This is a genomic window from Paracoccus hibiscisoli (assembly GCF_005048265.1).
GTDB classification, from domain to species: domain Bacteria; phylum Pseudomonadota; class Alphaproteobacteria; order Rhodobacterales; family Rhodobacteraceae; genus Paracoccus; species Paracoccus hibiscisoli.
In genome coordinates this window covers 15026-38559 of record NZ_SUNH01000025.1, presented here as the reverse complement: position 1 = coordinate 38559, position 23534 = coordinate 15026, and the positions used below count along the sequence as shown (strand labels likewise).

Below are 23534 nucleotides of genomic sequence, written 5' to 3'. Positions count from 1 at the left end.
ACGCATTATCTCTCCGAAACGATGAAAAAAACCGATCAGGACAAAATTGGCGCGGGGTAGAGCAGCCCGGTAGCTCGTCAGGCTCATAACCTGAAGGTCATAGGTTCAAATCCTATCCCCGCAACCACCGTTACAGACTCAGATGAGCCTCCAGCCCTCGCGACCCGCGGGGGCTTTGTCATGTCTGGACGCCCGACACCCGCAGCGCCCTCCACAAGGCCAAGGATCCCCGCAAGCTCGCCCACCAGCTTCACATGGTGCCCGCCAGGCGCATCCGCCTCAGGCACCATCCGGATCTCCCGGATCAGGCCCCGCAGGATCCCCGTCGCCGTCGGCCGCGTCGAAGGCCGTTGAAGTGCTTCGGCCAGGTGGCCGATCTCTTGGCGGTAGCGCTCGCCCAAGGCCGGGTGCAGCCGCAGGGCAGGGGGTTCGGGCGTCTCGGCAAGCATCCTGATCAGCTCCGTCTTCCTTGCCTCCAGCGCCTCCATCTTTGCCTTCATCGAAGGGTGATACATGTTGTCTTCGATCGCCGTCAGGATACCGGTGATCTTCCCCTCGATCTGTGCCAGCTCCCTGCGGCCGGCATCGTGATCGCTGCTGCGCCGCCCAGCTGCTTCGTTGAAGGCCAGGCGGTAGGCCTCGACGAAGGCCGCGACCAGCTCCGGATGCATCAGCCGGTCGCGTAACCCGCCCAGCACGCGCTCCTCCAGCTCCTCGCGCCGGATCGTTGCCCGGTTGGTGCAGACTGCCGCGCCGCGATTGCGCGCGCCGCTGCAGCCGAGGCGCGTCCGGTTGATCATCGAATATCCCGACCCGCAGCCCTCGCATCGCACCAGGCCCGACAGCAGGTAATCGGGCCGCCGCGCCCGCTCCGGCCGCGGGCGGGGGACATTGACCCCGGCGGGGTTCATCGCCTCGCGGATGCCGGCCTGCCGCGCCTTCACCCGGTCCCAGAGCGCCGCGTCGATGATCCGCAGGTCAGGCACCTCGGTCGTGACCCACATCTCCGGAGGATTTAGACGGGCTTGACGCTTGCTGGTATCGGGGTCCTTCACGAAGCTTTGTCGGTTCCAGACCCGCACCCCGATATAGAGTTCGTTGTTCAAGATCCCCGTGCCGCGCTTCCAGTTGCCTTGAATTGTTGACGATCCCCAGCTGCCGGAGCCCTTGCCGCCGCTGCGGGGCGGGGTCACGCCTTCCCCGTTCAGCGCCGCCGCGATTGACCGCGCCGAAAGGCCGGCATCGTAATCCGCGAAGATCCGGCGCACCACGGCGGCCTCGGCATCGTCGATGTCGCGCTCGCCGGTGATCACCGCGCCGCCCGCGTCAAAGCCGCGCCGCACCCGGTAGCCGTAGCAATTGCCGCCACCCGACTTGCCCGCCATCACCCGGCCTTCGAGGCCGCGGCGCGTCTTCTCGGCCAGCTGCTTGAGAAACTGCGACGACATAAGCCCGCCGAAGCTGACCCGCATCTCGTCGATCTCGCCTTCCGACCGGGTGACGATCTTGACCCCGTGATGGGCCAGCCGCTTGTAGAGGCCCGCCATATGCTCCTGGTCCCGCGACAGCCGATCCAGCGCCTCGGCCACGATGACATCGCAGACCCCGTCCCGCGCCGCCTCGTGCAGACGCTGAAAGCCGGGACGCAGATGCGAGGCGCCGCTGACCGCGCGGTCCTCCACCGTATCGACCACCACCCAGCCCTGCGTCGCGCAAAGCTGCCGGCAGACCCGGATCTGATCCTCGGTTGAGCTGGCCGATTGCAAGTCGCTGGAATAGCGGGCGTAGATCAGCGCGCGAGGGGGGCGGTTCATGAGCGGTCTCCGGAAGGCGTTGGGCTTTGTCTCGCAATATCGGCCTCTGCCGCTCCGCGGCCAAGTGCCTGGGCGAGGGCCACGAGCGAAGGGTGAGCCCGAGAATGGGAACCGCCTGCCGCTCCTTCAAGAGTCGCATCGAAGGCATTCGCCTGAGGCCGTCCATAGGTTAAAAAGTGGGCTGCCTCATCCTGTCTGCGCATATGACTTGACCTCGTTATTCCGGTCCGGTCAACCTGAGCGCGAATGCCGCTATGGTTTGGGATTCAAATCAGTCATTTGCGGAAGGAAGCAGATTGGGCAGGTTCGGTAACTGTGTCTCGATCTTATCGGCCAAGGCTATGGCGAAGCATGCAGAACTGGCGGAGGGTGATATTCCGTCTGTCGCGACCTATGCACCCGTCGTGATGGTCGTCAATCTCGGGGGCTGCTCGATGGAAGATGCGCGGCACGACAGCGGTTTGCAGGGCGCGCTATTGCGGCGACCATTCCACGACATGATCGGACTGACAGCAGAGGAGATCGCGGACGAAACTGCTTTCACTGCGGCCGACAAAGCGTCGCTCATGAAGTTCGGCTACCATGTGATCGTCCTCCCTCTGGTCGAGCTGCACCAAGCTCCGCTTGGTCGCAGACAGTTGAGCGCCGCCGAGGCCACCATCACCGAGGCATTGCGGCTGTGGACCTATGCTCTCCTGCCTGCGATCGCCATGCATATCCAAGGCACGTCCCGATCGGGCTTGATAACGGATCAAACTTACGACTGGCTGTCCGACGAGGCGCCGAACCTGGTGCGGCTCGCCGGGAAATCGGCGGCCGGTTTAGGCATTCCTCAAATAGGGCCAGGTTCCGGAAAGGCCGATTGGGCAGGAGATCTGCCGGGCTTCCTTAGCGCTCTCAGCGACGCAGGCCGCAAGCTGGCGATACAGTTTCCGGGAGAGGATGCACCCCGGAAGGGTGAGGCTTTACGCGCCAAGGTCGACGCCATCAGCCTGGGGATGAGTGAGGGCCAGCACAAAGTCGCGAACATGAAGCATCTTCTTGCGACGCGCATCAAAACTCTCGATGTGCTCGCTAAGGCCAAGAGGATCGCGACCGAGGCAGTGCAGTCCCTCATCAAGGAGACGTCGAGCTCGGAAAAGGGATACAAGCGCTTGAAAGGCCTCGGGCCATATCATGTAACACGGAACCCGGACGCGTTCGGGAAAAGGCTCAATGGAGCCGCGAGAAAGGTGATCCAGGCGCAGAGGCCGCCCGCCTATGTCCAGGATACCTCAGACGCGGAGAACCGGCTGAGCGAGAGCGAAATAGCTTGGATTGCGCTGCTTTGTGATATCGATCCGTTCCTAATTACTGCGCAGCATATTTTGCTTCATGACGAGGTGATCGGTATGAGGGAGTGGGGGAAGGCCCTGCGGGGCGAACTGATGACGCCCAATTACTTGCACCATCTTGAAGCTCTGCGCCGGGATCCAAGTGCAGTAGAATCAGTAGGGCAAAAGGCGATAGTCGAGGTCTTCCAAGATCTTCCGAGCTATCTTCTGTTTGAATGCCGAAAATGATCAGCAACATGCAAGAGTGCCTCGCAGTATGTGGTGCCTCGAGCTCCCGTATCGGTTTGGCATGGACGATAGAACTGCTCAAATGCGCTTCCTCCAGTTTGATGGAAAGCCGGTGGGACCAAAATTGCTCCAATCAGCTACCGTTGCGCCAAGGTCGCTGGAGAGAGCATTCTCGGCCCAAAGCGGTCGCTCGACACTTGAGGGGCGCCGCGGTGTAGCTGCCCCACAACGGACCTTCGTGCGTCGCGCAGCAGGATTGATCAGGTAAGGTCAGCTATGCGGGTGCGGATTCAACGGATGGCCGCAACACTCTAGTCTTTGTGCAAAGATGGAGTGCCAGTCATGAAGTATCGCACGCGGACGTTCTACACTGAGGCGCAGAAGTCGGAGATGTGGGACCGATGGCAGCGTGGAGAGTCGCGGAGTTCGATCGGGCGGAGCTTTGGTCGCGCGTCCTCGTCGATTTTTCCCCATCTGGCACGCACGGGCGGGATTAGGCCCCCATCACGCATCAGATCCCGGTCTGCTCTGACCTTGCGCGAGAGGGAAGAGATCTCTCGCGGGCTTGCGGCTGCTCTGTCTTTCCGGGCGATTGCGCGTGATCTGGCCCGGGCACCGTCCACCATCAGCCGGGAAGTGGGGCGGAACGGCGGGCGGGAGGCCTATCGTGCAGCGGGTTCAGATACACGGGCTTGGGACTGCGCGACGCAACCAAAGCCTGTAAACTCTCATTCAATGAACCCCTGTGCCGGCCGATTGCGCAAGCTGCGCCTGGAGTGGTCGCCTCAGCAGATCGCGGGTTGGCTGAGGCGTCAGCATCCTGATGAAGAAAGCCACCGCGTGTCGCATGAGAAGATCTACAGAAGTCTTTACGTCCAGACCCGCGGGGTTCTGAAGAAGGAATTGCAGGATTGCCTGCGCAGTTCCCGTGCGATGCGGCGCTCAAGGCACGCGACACAGATGGGTCTGAAGCTGTGCAAGATCAAGGGTGCAGTCCCGATCAGCGAGCGCCCGCCCTAGGTCGAAGATCGCGCCGTGCCGGGCCATTGGGAGGGCACCTGATCGTCGGCGCCAACAACAGCTATATTGCCACATTGGTTGAACGGCAGTCCCGCTTCGTTATGCTGGCAAAGGCCGGCAACAAGGACACCGCGAGCGTCATGACGGCGCTGATCAAACAGGCCCGCTAGCTGCCGCACGAGCTCTACAGGTCCCTGACCTGGGATCGTGGCTCGGAGATGACTGATCATGCCAGGTTCACCATGGCCACCAGGATCGATGTCTATTTCTGCGATCCGCAGTCGCCGTGGCAGCGGGGAACCAACGAAAATACCAACCGGCTTCTGCGCCAATACTTCCCGAGGGGCATCGATATGTCGACCCACAGCCAGGCAAGGCTTAGCGCCATCGCACGACAGCTGAACGAGCAACCCAGAAAGACCTTGCAGTATCAGACCCCCGCAGAGAAGTTCGAACAGTGTGTTGCGGCCAACCGTTGAATCCGCAGGGACCAAGCTGCCGTTCGCCCTGGGATCCTTCGCAGATCGCCTCCTCAAGACAGGAAAAACGCACAAGGTCATAATCGCCGCCGTTGCCATAAAGCTCGTCACCAACGCGAACGCCCTGTGGAGGAGCCGACAGGAATGGACCGCCGTGATAGCCTGAAAAATACAGATGCTACATCGATGACCGCAGAATGTAGCTTCAACAATGGCAACTTACGCTATCGGTTAAGACTGCAGTTCTGAAAAACAACGGCTGGGGAAACAAAATGAAAAAAGAGTTATTCTGAGAGTCCTGCCGACGTCACAACCTATCGAAAACTGACCCATCGCGCGGTGCGAAAAGTTGTTGATAGCGATTTGTGGCGTAGTCATCCGTCATCCCTGCAATGTAGTCGCATATAACTCTGGGCGTCGATGTATCGCCGCCGCCTTGAATTGTCCGCTCATAGTCGCGGGGGCCCAGCAAACGCTTGGGGTCTGTCGCAAACGCTTCAAACAGTTTACATACTATTGTTTGGCCTTTGAATTCCAATTGCTGAACGGCAGGTGTTTTGATGACGAGATCGACCAGAAGCCCTTGCAGAACTCCAAGTGAACTTTCAACGTCGCTCTCGAGCCCGCCTCCCTCGGACTTGAACGTTGCCTGATACCGGAACAGAGGCTCTAAAAATTGCGGGTTGGCATCCCTGAAGACGGTGTTCTCCACAAAGTATCCGACCATCCTGCCGATAGCCCGCTTACGATCCGGGGTTCCATTGTCAAATAGGGAGGCAGTAAACAGATCAAAATTGCCTTCAAATAGCGCATCCAGCAGGGGCTGTAGTCTTGCCTGCCGTTTTAATCCACTCTCATTGTGTTCAAACCAATCGGTAAACCCGTGGCGGGTAATCAAGCGAACCCCAATGGCGTCTTCCAAGTCGTGAACACCGTAGGCAATGTCGTCTGCCAATTCCATGATCGACGTGTCAAGCGACTTGAACTTGGTCCTTTTGTGTCTGTTGGGCTTCGGCTTCGGAAAGACCTCAGAAAATGAGGTCCATTCCGGTAAATCCTTCGCGACCCAAAGCAACACTACGTCCTCATGCTCGCTATCTAGGTAGCATTTGGGCGGCTTAAAGTCGCACGCTACAAATATCGAGCTATCCGGAATGCGTGCTTGATAACGGTCATGACGAAGGTCGGAGATGCGTTTAACCTCAGTCTTCCGATCAGGCGTCGGCTTGCCGCCGGACAGGTCCCAGTCTACAACTTGGCTAAACGGTGCGGGGTATTTGAGGACGCCCAGCACGGCCCGCCTGGTCAGGTTCATGCCGTGACCTTCGGCATATTTCTCCAGCTTGGTCACGATCCTAAGCGTCTGACCGTTTCCTTCGAATCCGCCATAAGGTAACATACAGCGGTTCAGCGCAACTTCTCCCCCATGGCCGAATGGTGGGTGTCCGATGTCATGGGCAAGGCATATCGTGTTCATTAACATTGGATGCGGGAGCCACCGTTTGGCTGGAGAACTCTCCTCGGCCTCTCGATACAGCTTCTTAGTGATCGATACACCGATTTGGCTGACCTCCATTGAATGGGTAAGTCGTGTGCGATAGAAGTCGCCATCGCCAAGGCCAAGGACCTGCGTTTTTGTTTGCAAACGACGAAAGCTGGCTGAATGGACGACGCGGGCATAGTCGCGCTCCCAGTCCGTTCGGTGATCATTACGCGGCGAAGAATGAAGCCGCTCGTTCCAATGACTCGTTTCCATGTGCGCAGCCTGCAGAGAAATCTTGTGGTAGGCAAGCCGCTTTTTGCTTATCAATTAAGCCCAGCGATTCCCTTAGTCATCGGGAACGGCTGCAGAATGATTTGATGGTTTTGCTCCCAAGCTGCCACGATCCAATTAAGGGCTCCTGAGCCAATCGAAATGCGCGTCTCTGCACTAGCGACGAAACTATAATGTTCTAATAAACACTATGCTGAATGAATGAGGTCCCGGGGACAAAACAACCGGGCGCGCTCCAAATTTGACAACTCATTTTTAATATTTTTGACGCAGTAACAATTGGGTGTGCATTCTCTGGTCTTCACTAGGCTTCGCAAACTCCTAAAGCTCTCTGTCGCTGCAAACAGGGAATGCACTGCAATGGTGCCAGCATGAAGGCCTTGTTCACCATAAACATTTCCGTCAAAATAATCGATAGTTATCTCATCAAGATATGGAAATAGAACGGGGCCTCCCGGCTTTCTTATCGTAAACATCCTTTGTTGTGAGCCTGGTTCATCCCAGGCTTTCATCAATTCGGATGTGTCTTTAAAATATCGGTCGTTCGATGACTGCCCTTCCCTCCAGTATATCGGGTTGCTCTTAGTGACCCAAACATCAAGATCACCTTGCAGCAAGAAATCAATTCTAAATTTGAATAAAACCGGGCCATACTTATTTTGACGTTGAAATTTTTTGTGTAAATCCTCAGCATCAAGAAAGATATCGTTCCATACGTCAAATTTTTTATCATCTTCATCCGAAGATTGAGGAGTCTGAAAAATATTTCGGCGCTCGACGTCTCCTCTCGACAATAGTCCGCCTGCCAAAATAAAAGAGGTGCTCGTGGCGACCGTATTTGCATGGAAGAGGTGAGTAACCTTTTTTGCACTTAGCACTTCGTGCAGTTCGGCATTTACAAGTTTCATAAAGGGCTCCAGCAAAAATCTACATCAGCATAAAAAGCGCGCAAAATATTGGCTTCCGCGAGGCCGAAGGTTTGAAGGAGAATACCGAGCCATAGAAGCAGATGTCTAGAAAGCTTTCTCCCAGCCAGCACTCTCACCACTACTGTGCTCTTCTGGTTACGCATGTTCCCGGCCGGTTCGCCGAAACCCTTGCCTGCATTCCCGACTGCAAGTTCAGTCACGTCAATGATCTCCTGCTGTAGAACTGGTCAAACCACGCGCCCTGACCGGACGCTTACAAGCGAGCCTGATTTCCCCCATCTTCGGACTGTCCGCCGTCGCTGTCCTTGCCGCCGGCATGGCCTACGTCTTCTTCGAGACTGAGCGGCAAAACGACTTACAGACAGTCGCCGCGTTCTGGATCTTCTTCGTTTACTCGTTCCTCGCGTTCGCCTTCGCGGATGTCGGCAACTAAGGATGGATTACCCTGCTCTGCGCTATCGTTGTGGGGTGTGTCGCGATCATAGCAAGGATCGACGTTACTCTCCTGGACCTCCCGCTCGCCTTCTAGGCGTGTCCGGAATAGCCTTCGAGATGGAGCTTGAAAACGTCTTTTCGTTCACGCTGATCATACTCGTGATGCTCACCGCGCCGACGTGGATTCTTGGAAAGTAACAACTTTTGAAATAGCAAACCCCGCGCAAAATAACTAATGGTAAACATGCATTTTCACGGGGGACCACACATGCTGATCGACCTGAACGACTTCACGAAACAAGACGTTGCCGACCTGCTCGCGTCGAAAGACGACAGCCGACACAGGCAGTTGCGTGTGACAAAGGACGGCAAGGCTTATCTCTCAGATGTCGTTGGAAACCAGGATACCGACGACCTCGCTTTCCGTCTCGAGACCTGGCAAGCTCACAACGGTTATACTGGGCCGACAGCCGCTGCTGACGACAAGTTCGTTGCGAGGATCGAAAAAGTCCTAAGAGATAACTGGCCAACCCCGACCGACACCTATATCGATCTCTTCTGATCGAGGCCGAGGCGGTGCAAGCGATCATTCGTTTCTCTCTGCAGCACGACCAGAACGGCAGGCTCTGGAACCGGCTGCAACGTGTCCTACAAGACGCAGGATTTGTGAGGCGCGCAAACACCGCGACTCATCGTCATCCGGACATTTCTGCCACTGATCTTGCCGTTGCACTTCAGCAGTTTTGGGAGACCGTGGCGGGGGTCCCGGAAACGCGGATGGATCACTTCTGGATGTATAGCGAGGAGGCTTTTCCAGAGGAGGTGGACGTGATGGCGGCGCCCGCTTGAAGAGTTGGCTCCTTCCGCCATCTCTATGGCTATCGGAGGATGAGGGTGCGAATGTCACGCAGCGGTAAAGATGCAAAGGACGACCTGAGGGTCGCTACGAACTCGGAGAGGCTCTACAAAATCGGGTCGTTCTTCTTCAAGGCGACGGCGGGGGTTCTCACTGATCCGTCCGCAAGCACTGTGCTAAACGAAACATTTGATCTGATCGTCACGGACCCGGGTGTGAGGCGAAGGGACCGCTTCATCATGGATCTCGATGAGAGGTTTACGATGTTGGAGCGGGCCGGAATGATCACCGTTGAGGATCTCCGAAACAATGAGGAGGTTTCCGCCCTCCTCCTTCGCTCAATCCAAGCCGCCACACGCTCCTCTGGCGCCCGGAAGCTCGAGGCCCTGAAAGAGGTCGTCGTAAGGGGCGTGACATCGAAAGAGGCGGCCAGCGCCTCACACGCACAAGTCATGCTGACCCTAGTCGACAGGATGACTGAGCACCACATCATTGCGCTTCATTTTATGACCCTGCCGACGCGCTTCTACAACCCTACACGCCTCATGAAATACCCGGCCTCCGGCGAGCGCGAGAGCTTTCATTACGGCCAACCGGTTCAGGATACGCCAAAGGGGCTTACGAACCCGTCTGAAATCCGCACGCTCGACGGCGAGTTCATCCTATACGTCGAACACGATGAGCGTGTCGCGTTCCAAGTTGCGGAGGCGGACCTGAGGGCTCTGGGCCTGACCGAGGCAGACTATAAGATAGAGACTTATGAGGTGGGGAAAAAGACACGCAAGCGCAAGTCAAGCGAGGTCGACAGATACGTGGTCTCCCAGCTTGGCCTACATCTGCTTTCCTATATGGGGATAACCGCAGGACAGCCTATGCCCTCTGAGGATCCCGCATAAGGGTGCCTCGCGCTCAGTGAAGCATGCCTTGGCTCTCGATACGCGTCCGGACCTGCATGAGCGCGTCGCAGATCCTGTGCTCGACCCTCTCCGCGCATCCCACTTAAAATTCCAGTTCCGAACTACCGATTTGATCGAATAGTTGATAGCTTGAAACGACGGTAGTAGCCAATTGAACGAGAAACCAGAGTTCCGTCCGCTCCATTTGCACTGACCTGCCCCCCGTTGGTCCCTCGATCATAACGAGAGTCTGCCGGTTTGAGATTGGTATTCGGGGGGTGGTTTCATGGCAAGCGCGCCGGGCGCGGAGCCATCAGGGAGCGCAAGCGTCCGGCGCGCTTCGAGCGGCGTCAGGTTGCCGAGCGAGGAGTGCGGCCTGACAGCGTTGTAGTCGTAGCGCCAGAGGGCGATCTTTCGGCGGGCGTCGTCCAGGGTGTCGAAGATCTCCTCGTTCAGCAGCTCGTCGCGCAGGCTGCCGTTGAAGCTTTCGATGAAGGCATTCTGCTGCGGCTTGCCGGGATCGATGTAATGCCAGGCAACGTCGTTCTGATCGGCCCACTTCAGGATGGCCCGGCTGGTGAACTCCGTCCCATTGTCACTGACGATGCAAGCCGGCTTTCCATAGATCCTGACCAGCACATCCAGTTCGCGGGCCACCCTCGCGCCCGAGATGCTGGTGTCGGCGACCAGACACAGGTTCTCGCGGCAGCAATCGTCGATCACCGCCAGGATCCGGAACTTGCGCGACGCCCCGAACGTGTCCGCCACGAAATCCAGCGACCAGCGCTGGTTCGGCATTATGGCCAAGGGCATCGGTGTGCGCGTGCCGCGCGCCCGTTTGCGGCCGCGCCTGCGCCGCACCGGCAACCCTTCGTCGCGGTAGAGCCGATACAGCTTCTTCGGGTTCATCAGCATGCCCCTGCGCTCCAGCAGCAGCCCGATGCGCCGATAGCCGAACCGCCGGCGCACGGCGGCGATTTCCTGCATCGCTGTGCGGATCTCCGGATTGTCGGGCGGCCGCTCGCGCCGCACCGTCTTCGGATCGACACCGACCAGAACGCAGGCCCGGCGTTGCGAGATGGCATGATCCCGCATCGCCTTGAGCACCGCGCCCCGCCGCGCGTTCGGTGTCGTCAGGGCTTTCCCAAGAGATCCTTCAGCACGATATTGTCGAGCATGGCGTCTGCCAGGAGTCGCTTCAGCTTGCTATTCTCATTCGGCGCGGCGCTCGGACCCATGGCGCTTGCGCCTCATTCCAGCGCCCTCAGCCTCTGGGCATCGGACACGTCCATGCCCCCATACTTGGCCTTGAGCTTGTAGAACGTGGCCGGGCTGAGACCGTGACGGCGACAGACCTCCGCCGTCGCCATTCCGGCTTCTTGCTCCTTGATCATCCCAATGATCTGCGCCTCGGTGAAGCGGCTTTTCCTCATGTCGTCTGCTCCTTCGTGATGAAGCAAACTCTACATTAGAGCGAGGGACATTCCGGGGGGCAGGTCAGCACGAACGACCGATCTCCGCGCTCGCTGCGGTTACCATGCTGCAGTGCCGATAGACGGCTTTCCGCCCTTCGGGTCGGTCAAAGCGCCAACGGTGCTTCGCTTGCAACGAATGACCGCTCCTGCGTTCTGAGGCCGCTGGTTCGCCGCGCCGCCGCAAGTCCGCTCACCGCCCTTCGTGTCGCCCGACCATCGAGGCGACCTGCACCTTGGTTCCGTCTACCGAAAGTCCTTCGTCTTCACCCTGACGCTATCGATACGAAGATCCGGGATATAGATGTCGCGCGGCGTCGGCGTCCCCGTGTTGCCCGTCAGGGTCCCGCTGGTCGCCCTGAACTCATCCCCCCGGCCATGGGTGAGCGGGAAGGCGTCGCCGCGCTGGCCAATGCTGGTAAGATCAGCTGACAGGTCGGTGATGCGGTGGACGACTAGGTGGACCACCTCGCCCTCGCGCTGCACGTGGCCGGCGACGGCGATCATGCCCGCACCGAGGATGGTGCGTCGGTTGGCCTCGAAGACCTTGGGCCAGACGACCAGGTTGGCGATGCCGGTCTCATCTTCCAGCGTGATGAACATCACCCCCTTGGCTGAGCCGGGGCGCTGGCGGACCAGCACGATGCCCGCCACCTCGCAGCGGCGGCGGTTGCGGGAGGCCATCGCTTCCGCGCAGGGGATCATCCGGCGTCGGGTCAGATCCTCGCGCAGGAAGGCCACCGGGTGGCGGCGCAGCGACAGGCCGGTATGGCCGTAATCCTCGACCACCTCGCGCCCGGCGGCCATCGGGCGCAGGACGACGGTGGGCTCGGCGAACTCCGGGGGCGCTGCGCGCGCCTCGGCGGCGGTGAAGAGGGGCAGGTCCTCGTCGGCCAGCCCCTTGAGGTGCCACAGCGCCTCGCGGCGCCCGAGGCGCAGGGCAGGGCGGAAGCCGTCGGCCTCGGCGATCCGGGTCAGGGCAACGACAGGCACGCGCACGCGGCGCCAGAGATCCTCGACCGAGGCGAAGGGCTGATCGGCGCGGCCGAGCACGATCGCTGCCGCATGAGCGTTGGCGAGGCCCTTGACCATCCGCAGCCCGAGCCGGACCGCGAAGCGCCGACCGTCCTCCAGCGGCTCCAGCGTGCAGTCCCAATGCGAGGCGTTGATGCAGACCGGGCGAACCTCGACCCCGTGGTCGCGGGCGTCGCGCACGATCTGGGCGGGGGCATAGAAGCCCATCGGCTGGCTGTTCAGGAGCGCCGCGCAGAAGACGTCCGGATGCCAGCACTTCAGCCAGGCCGAGGCATAGGAGATCAGCGCGAAGCTCGCCGCATGGCTTTCCGGAAAGCCGTAGCTGCCGAAGCCCTCCAGCTGGCGGAAGGTCCGCTCGGCAAAGTCGCGGTCGTAGTCGCGGGCCACCATTCCCTCGATCAGCTTGTCGCGGAACCGGGACACCCCGCCGGTGAACTTGAAGGTCGCCATGGATTTGCGCAGCATGTCGGCCTCGCCGGGCGTGAAGCCCGCGCATTCGATGGCGACCCGCATGGCCTGCTCCTGGAAGAGCGGCACGCCGAGGGTCTTGCCCAGCACCTTCTCCAGCTCGGGGGTGGGGAAGTTCACGGCCTCCTGTCCCGCGCGGCGGCGCAGATAGGGATGGACCATGTCGCCCTGGATCGGACCGGGTCGGACGATCGCCACCTGCACGACCAGGTCGTAGAAGGTGCGCGGCCGCAGGCGCGGCAGCATCGACATCTGCGCGCGTGACTCGATCTGGAAGGTGCCGAGCGTGTCGGCCTTGCGGATCATCGCATAGGTGCGCGGATCCTCGGCCGGGATGTTTGCCAGGTCGTGGCGGATGTCCTTGTGCTCGGCCAGCAGCTGCAGCCCCTTGGCCATGCAGGTCAGCATGCCGAGCGCCAGCACGTCGACCTTCATGAAGCGCAGCGCCTCGATGTCGTCCTTGTCCCATTCGATGATCTGGCGATCCTCCATCGCTGCCGGCTCGATGGGGACCAGGTCGTCCAGGCGGTCATGGGTCAGGACGAAGCCGCCCGGATGCTGGCTGAGGTGCCGGGGCATGCCGCGCAGCTGTGCGGCCAGCTCCAGCGTCAGGCGCAGGCGGCGGTCATCCGGGTTGAGGTTCAGTGCGCGCAGCTCGTCATCGGCGATCCCCTCCTCGGACCAGGCCCAGATCTGGCTGGACAGCGCCCGGATCAGATCCTCGGGCAGGCCCAGGGCCTTGCCCACGTCGCGCAGCGCGCCCTTGGTGCGATAGCGGATCACCACGGCGGTCAGCGCGGCGCGGTCGCGGCCATAGGTGCGGTAGATCCACTGGATCACCTCCTCGCGCCGCTCGTGCTCGAAGTCCACGTCGATGTCGGGCGGCTCGCGGCGCTCCTCGCTGACGAAGCGCTCGAACAGCAGATCGTTGCGCCCCGGATCGATGGAGGTGATCCCCAGCACGAAGCACACGGCCGAGTTCGCGGCCGACCCCCGGCCCTGGCAGAGGATATCGCGCGAGCGGGCGAAGCGGACGATGCTGTTCACAGTCAGGAAGTAGGGGGCATAGTCCAGCCGGTCGATCAGGCGCAGCTCATGGTGCAGGCTGGCGGTGACCTCGGTCGGGACGCCTTCGGGATAGCGCTCAGACGCGCCCTCCCAGGTCTGCCGCTCCAGCGTGGCCTGGGCGGTCACGGTGGGATCGTCGCGCTCCTCGGGATACTGGTATTCCAGCTCGTCGAGCGAGAAGCGGCAGGCCTCCGCGATCCGGGCCGAGCGGACCAGCGCTTCGGGGTAGCGGCTGAACAGCCGGTGCATCTCCACAGGCGTCTTCAGGTAGCGGTCGGCGTGACGCTCGCGGCGAAAGCCCAGGGCGTCGACGGTAGTGTTGTGGCGGATCGCGGTGACCACGTCCTGCAGAATGCGACGGTCGGGGGTGTGGAACAGCACGTCATTGGTGACCACGGTCGCCACGCGCAGGCGGGCGGCGAGGTTCAATAGTTCGTGCAGCCGCAGCTGGTCGTTCGGGCGCCGGCGCAGGGTCAGGGCCAGATGAGCGCGGTCGCCAAAGGCCTCGCGCATCCGGCGCAGCTGGAGGGCGCAGAGATCATCCGCCTGGTCGGGGATCAGGATGCCGATCAGGCCCTCGCAGGCGGCGGCCACGTCCGACCATTCCAGGTGGCACTTGCCCTTTCCGGCCCGCCCCTTGCCGACCGACAGCAAGCGGCAGAGACGAGAATAGGCCGGGCGGTCGGTCGGATAGACCAGCAGCGACATGCCGCAGGCCAGGTCCAGCCGGCAGCCGACGATCAGCCGGACGCCGGTCTCCTTTGCCGCCACATGCGCGCGCACGATCCCGGCCAGCGAGTTGCGATCGGAGACGGCCAGGGCCTCCATCCCCATCAGGGCAGCGGTGGCGAACAGTTCCTCGGCCGAGGACGCCCCGCGCAGGAAGGAGAACTGGGAGGTGACCTGCAATTCGACGTAAGAAGGGCAGCTCATCCGAACATTCCATGCAGGAACCAGCGATGTGACCCGGTGGCCCGGTCCTCTCCGTCGCCCTGGCGGAAGATCCAGTAGCGGGCCCCAGCTTCGTCCTCGATGCGGAAATAGTCGCGCACGGCCTGGGCCTCGGCGTCGCGCTTCCACCATTCGCCGAAGATGCGTTCCGGCCCGTCGGCGCATTGCACGTGACGCCGCACCCCGCGCCAGAGGATCCAGCGCGGCGGGTGGTCGGGCAGCAGCGCCATCGTCTCGATCGGTTCGGGGCGCGGCAGCAGGCGCGCGGGGCGCGGCCAGTGGTCGGGCCAGGCGTCCATACCGGGGGTGGCCGTGTCCGCCAACGGCGGGATGCGGATGATGGCGCGTTCAGGCACGTCGCTGGCCACGGCTGCGAAGCGGAAGACCGAGCGTGCCCCGAGCCGGTTCGACAGCGTGTCGATCAGGCCGGAGAGATCGGGCGCCGCCTTCTCCAGAAGCGACGTCGCCGATTGTCGCGGCACCAGCGGTTCGGCGATGGTGGCGGTCAGGGTCATGATCTCGATGCCGAGACCAGGATCGAGAGTGACGATCCGGTCGCAGAGCAGCCGGGTCAGACGGGCAGGGTCGCGCTGCGGCACGGCGAGGCCCACACGCAGGACCTCGGTGCGGTTGTCGACCCGCGAACAGAGCAGGTCCAGCCGCCGCACGCCGAGCCCCTTGGCGGTCAGCTCGATGCAGAGCTGGAGCACCAGCTTGCCGATATAGCGGGCGATGGTTTCCGGCGCGGCGATGGGTTCGGCAAAGGCGCGGCGGATCTCGATCAGCCCCTCCGGGCGCAGCGGTGGGATCGGCTCGGAGGCCAGGCCCCGCGCCTGGTCCAGACTTCGGCAGAGGACCTCGCCGAAGCGGCGCGTCAGAGGTGCGCGGGGCTGGTCCATCAGATCGCCGATGATCTCGAAGCCGAGGTCCCGCAGCCCGGCCACTGTCGCGGCGGGCAGGCGCAGCGCCTCCAAGGGCAGGGGCGCCAGCGCGGCATCCAACCCGCCCGGCGGCACGATGGTGACGCTGTCCGCCCCGTGCCGTGCCAGCGCATGGGCCGCGCCCCAGCTGTCGGCCAAGGCCAGCCGCGCTGTGATGCCGGAAAGCGCCAGTTTGCCCGCCAGCGCCTCCAGCATCGCCGCCTCGCCGCCATGCAGGTGATCGGCGCCGGTCGAGTCGATGACGATCCCGTCTGGCGGATCGGCCGAGACGATGGGTGCGACCCGCTGCAGCAGCCACAGCGCCAGACGCTCCAGCGCTGCGGTATCGGCCCCGGCGTCGTCCGCCTCGATGCGCAGATCCGGCACCAGCGCCTGCGCCCGGCTGACCGTCATACCCACCCGCAGGCCCAGGTCCCGCGCCGCCGGGCAGGCGGCGGTGACCACCCGCCGGTTTCCCGCGCGACCGGCGATGATCAGCGGCCCCTCAGCCGGCGGCGATGTGACGCCCGCCTGCCGCTGCCGCCGATCGATCGGCCACATCGGCAGGAAGACGGAGATGACCCGCGCCATCGCATGCCTCCAGTTCGAGATCGAAGGAGTCCCCGGCCCGGGCCCGGATCAGCTCGACGAGCCAACGGGCCCGGCCGACGCCCGGAACGGGCAGGGGGGCGGAGGGCAGCTCGGAGACCCGCCACCGGGTCATTGCCGCGGTCGGCTGTCCGAAGTCGCTGGCATCCGCCTGCCGCCGCCAGCGCCGGAGCGCCAGGCCGATGGTGCCCGATCCCTTGGCGGCCAGGTGCAGCCGGCGCGAGGCGGTCATCGACAGCCGCGCCACGTCACCCACCACGGCGGCCAGCCCGCCATGACGCAGGCCCTCCTCCATCGCCGCCAGGACCGAGATGTCATCGCCGGCCTCGACATGGATCACCCTCTCAGGCGGCAGGCCCACCTGCGCCAGGCCCGGCGCGAAGAGATCGGCCTGGGTCACGCACCACAGCACCTGGCCCTTCATCCGCGCGGCAATGCCTGCCACGAAGCAGGCGGCCGCCGCGCCGTCCACCGCACCCTGTCCGCCGCCCGCCACCTCGTGCAGCGCGCCGAGCGACAGTCCGCCCTGAGGCAGGCGCCGGTCCAGCTCCCGCACGCCGAAAGGCAGCACGCCGTGTTGGCGCGCTCCCGTGCCGTCGATCTCGCCGATCCGGGCGCGCAATTCGGCCAGGGCGGGGCGGACGGCAGGCATGGGACGGGGCTCCTTTGCAGTTGGCGATGAACAGGTTTGATTAGTTCCTGTTTTGTTCTCGTGATGCCATTCTGTCAACCGGCGCGGCGTGTGTTCCAGCATGAGCCAGGGCGACGACGCCACAAGCAGTTGGAAAGGCTGGATTCAAAGCGGGGGATAAGTCGCCGGCAGCGATGAGGACTGCTCCATCCTGGTCCTCTGACAGGGTCACGGCATCGGCCGTTGAGTGATTGACGCAGGCAGAAAGCAGGCCCAGAACGGGAGCCAGACCAGCGCGAGGGCAGGGCGATTTGCAATCTGTATAACGTGACGACCTCGCAGGAGGCACTGACCCGGCTGATCGATGGGCTTACCGATCGCGCCGGAAACCTGGCCTCCGGCAGCGTCTATCCCGATCAGCTGGCACCGATCATCCGCAACGGCGACGACGGGCCGGAGCTAGTCAAGGCGCGATGGGGCATGCCCTCGCCGCCGTCGGTCCTGAAGACCGCGCGCGATCCGGGCGTCACCAACGTTCGCAACCTCGGCTCGCCGCATTGGCGGCGGTGGCTGGGGCAGGGGCATCGCTGCCTGGTGCCGGTCACTAGTTTCTCGGAGCCGCGCGGCAAGGGGCAAGGGGTGCAGTGGTTCGCGCCCACCGACCCGAGCACGACCATGTTCTTTGCGGGGATCGAGACCCGCAGCTGGACCTCGCTCCGCAAGGTCAAGGATGGCGAGACGACCGATGATCTTTACGCCTTCCTGACCTGTCCGCCGAACGCCGAGGTCGCGCCCATCCATCCCAAGGCCATGCCGGTGATCCTGACCCGACCCGAGGAATGGCGCGCATGGCTGGACGGCATCCGGGCCGAGGAGCTGCAGCGGCCCCTGCCGGACGGCGCGCTGACGCTGGTGGACGCGCCGGTATAGGCCCAAGTGAGTTGGACCTGATGACCACAAATCGAACTCATTGCTTCAGCTTCCGCACGCAGTTGCCAATTCCTGTAGGGTTCTGGCAGCGCCGCAGGCAGTTATAGAGTGAAACTCGGGATCATGATTTTTGATATTGGGTCAAAACGCGCAGACGCGATCGCTCACGCCTCATGTGTGGTCGCCATGTAATCCTGACCTGGGTCGATTATGCCACCCGGCCCGTAACATCGGAAGGAAAACTGACTTTGCCTTGCGACCAGACGCCTCGTTCAGGCCGCGCTACTAAAAGCTCCCCGGAGCGTTTGGCATCAGAATATCCGATTTTGACGAACCTGGAAATCTGTCTGTTCAATTAATTCCGTCGCCCCTACTGACGCGTATCGACACATGCACCATCGCCCACTTCGGGTGGCCCGTCCCCACAAAAAACTAAGTCGAAAAAAGGACATCGACGGAGCTTGTCTGGCGTGCTCCGGCAATGGAAGATTTATCTCTGAGCCCCGGAAAGATGCGTGCGGATGATGTTTTTGCCGTGGGGACAGGAATGCTTCTTCAGGAAAGGACGGATTCAAATCGTTGATTTGAATCCCAGAGAGCAAGGCTCCTCCACGTCCACACAAAGAGCCCGGAGACGGCTTTTGTGTGGACGTGGAGACTTGCGAGGGGACACCCCTTCGAACCCCGGCCTGCGGAACCGCTCCTTGCATCGCAAAGGAGGCACCATGCCGCGAAAGAAAACCGCTGATCCCCGCTCGATCTTCCACCTGAGGCTCTCTCAGGCCGAGCGGGCAGAGTTCGACTCCAAGGCCCAATCGGCTTCGCTGACAACCGCTGAGTTCATCCGTCGCGCTTGTCGCGATGTGGTGATCAACAGCCTTGCCGGCAAGCACGCAATCGCCGCAGAGATGCGGCGCCGGAACTTCCTGCTGGCCAACATTGCGAGCAACCTGAACCAGGTCGCGCGCCACGTAAACATCCACAAGGATGACGCCGATCTGCTGTTCGTCACGGCCCATCTGAAGAGCATCGACCTGAATATCCGCCGGTCCTTCGGTCTTCCCGACACTCTGTTCAACCGGGTGTCGTCATGATCATCACATGGTCAAAGTATACGGGCAAAACGGATCCGGATGGAGGAGGGGCCATCACCTACATGACGGCCGCGTCGGTGGCCAAATCACTTGATGGCAAGGCGCGCCGTCGCGACACACGCAACCCGCTCCCCCGGATCCTCAGAGGGTCGCCCGATCTTGTCGGCGCCATGATCACGTCGATCCCGTTCAAGTGCCGATACAGTTCTGGGGTTCTCAGCTTCGAGGCCGGTGATATCGACCTTGCGCTGTTTCATGCGAGCGACCCCGCCTTGATAGCCCAGCTGCGTCGCGTGATGGTCGAGTTCGAGGAGGTAGCTTTCGTCGGTGTTCCGGTGCATCAGCGCCCTCCGATCCTGTGGACCAGCCACAGCCACACGGGCCGGCTGGAGCTGAACTTCCTGATCCCCCGTGCTGTCTACGTAGCGGCGAAGGTCACGGCGAAAAGGGTTGGGGTTGCCGCCGTCGCCCGCCTCGGGGTGGGGCCGGACATGGTCATCAAGAGCTACAACCCCCACCCGCCCGGCGACGAAGCGCGCAAGCTCATGGACGGCTTCCGGGACCGGTGCAACAGCAAGTTCGGATGGGCGGATCCGATGGACCCTGCGCGCCGGAGGGCTCTGGCCATCCCCGATCACGAACTCAAGCTCGCGCGGAACGCCGCGCGCCTGGGTGCCCCCGTCATCAAGACATCAGACCGCGAGCAGCTTCATGAGGCGGTCTGCGGCTGGATTCGGGAAGGGCAGATCAATGATCGCCCGGACCTCGAGGAAAAACTCCGTCGCGCCGGATACGAAATCGTTCGTGACGGTGAGGACTATCTGAGCATCCGCTCCCTCCGGGATCATCCCAAGGGTCTGCCGCGGCTGACCAAATCGATGCGGATGAAAGGGGGTATCTGGAGCCGTGCGTTTCGGTCGCGTGACTACGCAATGGCATTGATCGGCGACGCGAAACGACAGGAACTCGCAGGTCATCATAAGAAACGGAAAGCGCTTGACGACGACGAATACCAGCGGGGCCTCGAAAGGCGGCGCAAGTTCAACTTGCAGCGGTATCCAGCTTTCCAACTGTCTGACGATGAGCCTACGTCGCCCAATGTCACCATCGGGAATGGGCGGAGAGAATTGCCTATCGAACGGAACGTGGCCAGCCCGATCATGATCAAGCCTATGGAGGTGGGCGGCATGCCGATCGGAGATGCTGCCAAGATCACGAAACTGCGTCTGCTCCGCTCACTCTACCCGGTGGACCTTCCCGAGGGGCTTGTCGATCAAATCCGCTTCGTGAATGTCGACAAGAAAGCCGTCTTTCTGGCCGATGGTTCGGTTGTTCAGGATACGGGAGATAGTATTCTTTGCAACAAGACCAGTAAGGTGGCGGTGCGCCTGATGGCACTTGAAGCCTCTGCAAAACAGTGGACCGTTTGTGAGGTCACTGGTCCGGATGACTTTCTTGCGGCTCTCGCGGTCGAATGCGGCCATTTGGGCATCAGCGTTTCCGGTATCGACGAACGATGTCAGCATATCATCAATGACGCATTGGTGGCTGCAGAATTGCCGATCTGGCGCCCCGATGGTGAGCAAACGCCCAAAGAGGATACCCTCGTGCCAGAGCTGGATCCCCATGCAAACGTGCCGCCGCGGGAGCAGGGTGGGGCCGTGCCTCCCTCCGCCGTTGATTTGTCTCGGGACGATCCCGAAGGTGACAACGCCGTAGAGCCGGATGAGTATGGCCCATCAATCTAGACTTTGATGCGCTTCGCAGACTGACTCTTTGGACGCACTGAATGGAAACGCCCCGGGACTCCGGGGCGTTTTGCGTGGAAATATCGTGCATCTAAAATAATAGCATTCCCTCACACATCACACCGGGACACGCCACGATAGCTGCCCTCCCGTTCGGCGAGATCGAGGCAGAGGCCGCGGGCCTCAATCTCCTCGCGCAGCCGCTTGCCCTGGAGGCAGGCGGCGGAGCGGTCCAGCGTGCCGAGGCTCGCGTCGAAGCAGGTCTCGACGGTCTCGTCCCACCGGTCGATCAGGCGGCGGTCGGCGGCGCCGAGGGACCCGCCGGCGGAGAGGAGGAGGACCGCGCCGAGAGCGGGGACGGCCAGGGCGGCGGCGATGAGCAGGGGGCGGGCAGGCAGGGTCATGGGTTCGGTCCTTCGGGAATGAGGGCGCGGCGGCGCGGCATGCGCCGCCGGGGCGGGGCGCGCTCAGCGCCGGGTCAGCGCGTCGAGATCGGCATGGACCTCCATGGGGGTGGCGGCGTAGCCAAGGGCGTGCGCGGCAGCGAAGGGGTCGTCGGAGATCTCCGCAACGGGATGGCAGGCGTGGAGATAGATTGCAGTGACCAGCGTGGTGGCGCCGGCGGGGGTGACCAGGTCGAGGCCCTGGTAGGCACCATCGGTCAGGCGGTAGGCCGGCCGGTCCATGCCGCAGAAGACCTGCACCGGGGCGGGCGCCTCCCTAGCAAGCGTGGCGGGGTCCGCGTCGGCGCGGTCCGAGACGGCGCTCCGGAGGGCGACGAGGACCAGATCGCCCGGCACGGCCGCGCTGCCTGTGCCGATCACGCTGCGCGAGACCTGGTCGTAATGCAGGCACTCGCCCATGTGGCAGCGACCGAGGTAGGGTTCGGCCAGCACGGGGCCGGGCAAGGCGAGGACCGCGGGCAGGGTCAGCGCGGCGGCGAGTATCGGGGACGTCTTCATGCGGGATCTCCTTCGGCGGGGTCGGGTGATGGGCAGGTGATGGTCGGGGTCATTCGGTGCAGGAGGCGGGATTGCCGAGACACCGGCGCAGGGTGTTGGGCGCGTCGGGATCGAGGCCCTCGGCCAGCCGTCCGGGCGTCACGGAGATGCCCGTCAGGCGCCAGGCATCATTCTCTGCCTCGTCGCTCGATGTGTCGGGGTCGGGTGCCTGCAGCCGACCGGTCAGCGCCAGCGGCGCGTCTTCCGTGCCGATCTGAAGGGTCAGGTCGTGCCGGGGCTTCGAGAAGAGGCCGCCGCGGGCGTCGAGCGCGGCCTCCAGCCCCCATTCGCAGGCGAGGATGCGCAGCGCCACGGTCTCGCCGCCGCCGAGGTCGATCTGTGCAGCCTGGAGCGCCTCCGGCGCCTCGGCCGCCGCGAAGAGGCGCTGGCAGCGGATCTCGGTCCGCCGTGCCTCGAAGGTGGCCCGCGCCTGGCGGCACCGGCCGAGGAGCGGCGCCGTCCAGCGCCTGCCCCGGTCATAGACCGCGCAGTCGGGCAGGGCGTCGCGGTGGTCACGGGCCGGGTCCAGCGCGGCAATGCGCGCGTCCAGCGCGCGGGTCTCCGCGGCGATCACCGCCTCGCGCCGGGCCGCCATCGCGGCGCGGGCCTCGGCCAGGGTGGCGTGTAGCGGCGCCAGCGCCTCGGCGGCCTCACTGCGGCTCAGCCAGGCCTCGATCCGGGGCGCCAGCGCATAGCCGTCCGTGGCCAGAAGCCCGTCCAGCGTCTCCGGGGCGGCCTCGAGAGCGGCGAGGTCGCGGGCGATCACCGCCTCGACCGCCGCGCGCAGAGGAACGGCCACGCGGGCCTCGCAGGCCGACAGCGCGGCCGCGGCCAGCGGTGCCCCGGCCGGCGCGCGGGTCGCGACGATCCGCGCCCGGCAATGCGCCAGGATCGCCTCGGGGTCGCTGAGCGCCTCCACCCCTTGCGCCAGCTCCGCGCCGAGCGCCTCCGCGGCCGTGCCGACCAGCGGTTCGGTCAGCGCGCCGGTCGCCCCGGCCGCCTCCGCCCGCGTCAGGCCCGCAGCTGGCGGCGCCGGGGCGTCGACCGGGATGGGCTCCGCCGGGACGGGCGCGGCCAGGGCGGGTGCCGGGAGCGTGCAGACGGCGGCCAGCGCGGTGCCGAGCAGCAGGGCGGGAAGAGAGAGGCAGTTCGACGCCGGACGCGTTGGTGTCGGGCGGCTCGGAACAGGGCGGGTCGGTGTCAGGTGGATCATGGCGGGCCTCGGGGCGCAGTAGGGAACGGGCACCGCGCGACAGGCCGCGCGGCGGGGAGGGATGGGCGGGTCGATCGACAGGGGGACCGGGGGGGGGGACGGATGGGAGGGCCGCGCGCGGGGCGCGGACGTCAGGCCCCAGTGGGGCTGCGCGGAGATGGCGAGGCGCGCCGTTCGGCGCGCGGGCAGGCGAGGCGGATGCAGGCTGGTCTCATGGGTCTCTCTTGCGCACGCGGGAACGGGTCTTGGGCATCCTATTCACAGAAAACTTCTAAATCCACAGTATACTTCTTTGCACGACTCGGGTTTCTTCGGGCCTAGGATCGGAATGACCGATCATCCCGACCCTCTGCTCACTGCCTTCGCCGCCGTCCTGCGCCGTCACCGTCGTGCGGCGGGGTTCACGCAGGAGGGCCTCGCCCACGAGGTGGGCCTCAGCCCGCGCTACGTCTCTCTGCTCGAGACCTGCCGCCACCAGCCCACCTTGGGCACGATGGCCGACATCGCCGACGTCCTGGGCCTGCCCTTGGCGCAGATGATCGCCGAGGCGGAGGCTGAGGTGGAGGGCGACCAGATGGTCGGCGACGCCTCCGGTCGGGTTGCCAAGGACTGAGGCAGGCGTTCCTGCG

18 protein-coding genes, 1 tRNA gene and 3 pseudogenes are annotated in these 23534 nt (G+C 63.2%); 11 read left to right on the top strand and 11 right to left on the bottom strand.

Annotated elements, in window-relative coordinates; genetic code table 11:
* Positions 1-50: 50 nt before the first annotated feature.
* A tRNA-Met gene (locus FA740_RS15860) sits at positions 51-127 on the top strand.
* Positions 128-368: 241 nt separating this feature from the next.
* Complete coding sequence (locus FA740_RS20160) at positions 369-686, top strand: hypothetical protein (protein WP_246053677.1); 318 nt, start codon at positions 369-371, stop codon at positions 684-686.
* Positions 687-695: 9 nt separating this feature from the next.
* On the opposite strand, the pseudogene FA740_RS20155 reads toward FA740_RS20160, so the two are convergent.
* A pseudogene (locus tag FA740_RS20155) lies at positions 696-1814 on the bottom strand (recombinase family protein); the annotation flags it as partial.
* A gap of 341 nt (positions 1815-2155) precedes the next feature.
* Between FA740_RS20155 and FA740_RS15850 the strand changes: the two are divergent.
* Both FA740_RS15850 and FA740_RS15845 read left to right on the top strand, forming a co-directional pair.
* Positions 2156-3376, top strand: a complete 1221-nt coding sequence (locus FA740_RS15850; protein WP_136857805.1) for a hypothetical protein — start codon at positions 2156-2158, stop codon at positions 3374-3376.
* 342 nt (positions 3377-3718) lie between these two features.
* Positions 3719-4875 (top strand): annotated as a pseudogene (locus FA740_RS15845) (IS30 family transposase).
* Between the two features lie 307 nt (positions 4876-5182).
* On the opposite strand, the gene FA740_RS15840 reads toward FA740_RS15845, so the two are convergent.
* The 3 genes from FA740_RS15840 to FA740_RS15830 all read right to left on the bottom strand — a co-directional run bounded on the left by FA740_RS15840 (position 5183) and on the right by FA740_RS15830 (position 7778).
* Complete coding sequence (locus tag FA740_RS15840) at positions 5183-6631, bottom strand: anti-phage deoxyguanosine triphosphatase (RefSeq protein WP_136857804.1); 1449 nt, start codon at positions 6629-6631, stop codon at positions 5183-5185.
* A 206-nt stretch (positions 6632-6837) separates the two neighbouring features.
* Positions 6838-7557 (bottom strand): hypothetical protein, encoded by a 720-nt coding sequence (locus tag FA740_RS15835; RefSeq protein ID WP_136857803.1) that lies wholly within the window; start codon positions 7555-7557, stop codon positions 6838-6840.
* Positions 7554-7778 carry a hypothetical protein gene (locus tag FA740_RS15830; RefSeq protein WP_136857802.1) on the bottom strand — a complete coding sequence of 75 codons (225 nt, stop codon included), beginning with the start codon at positions 7776-7778 and terminating at the stop codon, positions 7554-7556. The genes FA740_RS15835 and FA740_RS15830 overlap by 4 nt, the downstream gene beginning before the upstream one ends.
* A 503-nt stretch (positions 7779-8281) precedes the next feature.
* Here FA740_RS15830 and FA740_RS15825 point away from each other — a divergent pair.
* From FA740_RS15825 to FA740_RS15815, 3 genes are read left to right on the top strand one after another with little or no spacing between them, the layout of a single operon-like run.
* Complete coding sequence (locus FA740_RS15825; RefSeq protein WP_136857801.1) at positions 8282-8575, top strand: hypothetical protein; 294 nt, start codon at positions 8282-8284, stop codon at positions 8573-8575.
* Positions 8576-8589: 14 nt separating this feature from the next.
* Positions 8590-8862, top strand: coding sequence for a hypothetical protein (locus FA740_RS15820; RefSeq protein WP_136857800.1), 273 nt, complete (start codon positions 8590-8592; stop codon positions 8860-8862).
* Between the two features lie 51 nt (positions 8863-8913).
* Complete coding sequence (locus FA740_RS15815) at positions 8914-9765, top strand: hypothetical protein (RefSeq protein ID WP_136857799.1); 852 nt, start codon at positions 8914-8916, stop codon at positions 9763-9765.
* Between the two features lie 237 nt (positions 9766-10002).
* Here the strand turns inward: FA740_RS15815 and FA740_RS15810 are convergent.
* The 4 genes and pseudogenes from FA740_RS15810 to FA740_RS15795 all read right to left on the bottom strand — a co-directional run bounded on the left by FA740_RS15810 (position 10003) and on the right by FA740_RS15795 (position 16940).
* Positions 10003-11198, bottom strand: a pseudogene (locus tag FA740_RS15810) (IS3 family transposase).
* Positions 11199-11483: 285 nt separating this feature from the next.
* The gene (locus tag FA740_RS15805) at positions 11484-14741 is read right to left on the bottom strand and encodes an error-prone DNA polymerase (protein ID WP_136857798.1); all 3258 of its coding nucleotides are present in this window, start codon (positions 14739-14741) and stop codon (positions 11484-11486) included.
* Positions 14738-16270, bottom strand: coding sequence for a Y-family DNA polymerase (locus FA740_RS15800; RefSeq protein WP_136857797.1), 1533 nt, complete (start codon positions 16268-16270; stop codon positions 14738-14740). Before FA740_RS15800 ends, FA740_RS15805 begins: the two co-directional genes overlap by 4 nt.
* Positions 16185-16940 carry an ImuA family protein gene (locus FA740_RS15795; RefSeq protein WP_136857796.1) on the bottom strand — a complete coding sequence of 252 codons (756 nt, stop codon included), beginning with the start codon at positions 16938-16940 and terminating at the stop codon, positions 16185-16187. Before FA740_RS15795 ends, FA740_RS15800 begins: the two co-directional genes overlap by 86 nt.
* A gap of 288 nt (positions 16941-17228) precedes the next feature.
* On the opposite strand from FA740_RS15795, the gene FA740_RS15790 reads away from it, so the two are divergent.
* The 3 genes from FA740_RS15790 (at position 17229) to FA740_RS15780 (ending at position 20691) form a co-directional block, all read left to right on the top strand.
* Positions 17229-17849 carry an SOS response-associated peptidase gene (locus tag FA740_RS15790; RefSeq protein WP_136857795.1) on the top strand — a complete coding sequence of 207 codons (621 nt, stop codon included), beginning with the start codon at positions 17229-17231 and terminating at the stop codon, positions 17847-17849.
* A 725-nt stretch (positions 17850-18574) separates the two neighbouring features.
* The gene (locus FA740_RS19780; RefSeq protein ID WP_169306331.1) at positions 18575-18943 is read left to right on the top strand and encodes a plasmid mobilization protein; all 369 of its coding nucleotides are present in this window, start codon (positions 18575-18577) and stop codon (positions 18941-18943) included.
* Positions 18940-20691, top strand: coding sequence for an LPD7 domain-containing protein (locus FA740_RS15780; RefSeq protein ID WP_136857793.1), 1752 nt, complete (start codon positions 18940-18942; stop codon positions 20689-20691). Before FA740_RS19780 ends, FA740_RS15780 begins: the two co-directional genes overlap by 4 nt.
* A 110-nt stretch (positions 20692-20801) precedes the next feature.
* Here the strand turns inward: FA740_RS15780 and FA740_RS15775 are convergent, their stop codons facing one another.
* The 3 genes from FA740_RS15775 to FA740_RS15765 form a co-directional block, all read right to left on the bottom strand.
* Entirely contained in the window at positions 20802-21095 is a 294-nt protein-coding gene (locus FA740_RS15775) for a hypothetical protein (protein ID WP_136857792.1), read from the bottom strand.
* A gap of 63 nt (positions 21096-21158) precedes the next feature.
* A complete protein-coding gene (locus tag FA740_RS15770) occupies positions 21159-21653 on the bottom strand; it encodes a hypothetical protein (protein ID WP_136857791.1) in 495 nt (164 codons plus the stop codon).
* Between the two features lie 49 nt (positions 21654-21702).
* The gene (locus tag FA740_RS15765) at positions 21703-22905 is read right to left on the bottom strand and encodes a hypothetical protein (RefSeq protein ID WP_136857790.1); all 1203 of its coding nucleotides are present in this window, start codon (positions 22903-22905) and stop codon (positions 21703-21705) included.
* A 328-nt stretch (positions 22906-23233) separates the two neighbouring features.
* On the opposite strand from FA740_RS15765, the gene FA740_RS15760 reads away from it, so the two are divergent.
* Complete coding sequence (locus FA740_RS15760; RefSeq protein WP_136857789.1) at positions 23234-23518, top strand: helix-turn-helix domain-containing protein; 285 nt, start codon at positions 23234-23236, stop codon at positions 23516-23518.
* Positions 23519-23534: the final 16 nt, after the last annotated feature.

Coding starts and splice junctions, on each gene's coding strand:
- FA740_RS15850 (WP_136857805.1), top strand. CDS start 2,156: ATGGCGAAGCATGCAGAACTGGCGGAGGGTGATATTCCGTCTGTCGCG.
- FA740_RS15840 (WP_136857804.1), bottom strand. CDS start 6,631: ATGGAAACGAGTCATTGGAACGAGCGGCTTCATTCTTCGCCGCGTAAT.
- FA740_RS15835 (WP_136857803.1), bottom strand. CDS start 7,557: ATGAAACTTGTAAATGCCGAACTGCACGAAGTGCTAAGTGCAAAAAAG.
- FA740_RS15825 (WP_136857801.1), top strand. CDS start 8,282: ATGCTGATCGACCTGAACGACTTCACGAAACAAGACGTTGCCGACCTG.
- FA740_RS15815 (WP_136857799.1), top strand. CDS start 8,914: ATGTCACGCAGCGGTAAAGATGCAAAGGACGACCTGAGGGTCGCTACG.
- FA740_RS15805 (WP_136857798.1), bottom strand. CDS start 14,741: ATGAGCTGCCCTTCTTACGTCGAATTGCAGGTCACCTCCCAGTTCTCC.
- FA740_RS15800 (WP_136857797.1), bottom strand. CDS start 16,270: ATGGCGCGGGTCATCTCCGTCTTCCTGCCGATGTGGCCGATCGATCGG.
- FA740_RS15795 (WP_136857796.1), bottom strand. CDS start 16,940: ATGCCTGCCGTCCGCCCCGCCCTGGCCGAATTGCGCGCCCGGATCGGC.
- FA740_RS19780 (WP_169306331.1), top strand. CDS start 18,575: ATGCCGCGAAAGAAAACCGCTGATCCCCGCTCGATCTTCCACCTGAGG.
- FA740_RS15780 (WP_136857793.1), top strand. CDS start 18,940: ATGATCATCACATGGTCAAAGTATACGGGCAAAACGGATCCGGATGGA.
- FA740_RS15775 (WP_136857792.1), bottom strand. CDS start 21,095: ATGACCCTGCCTGCCCGCCCCCTGCTCATCGCCGCCGCCCTGGCCGTC.
- FA740_RS15770 (WP_136857791.1), bottom strand. CDS start 21,653: ATGAAGACGTCCCCGATACTCGCCGCCGCGCTGACCCTGCCCGCGGTC.
- FA740_RS15765 (WP_136857790.1), bottom strand. CDS start 22,905: ATGATCCACCTGACACCGACCCGCCCTGTTCCGAGCCGCCCGACACCA.
- FA740_RS15760 (WP_136857789.1), top strand. CDS start 23,234: ATGACCGATCATCCCGACCCTCTGCTCACTGCCTTCGCCGCCGTCCTG.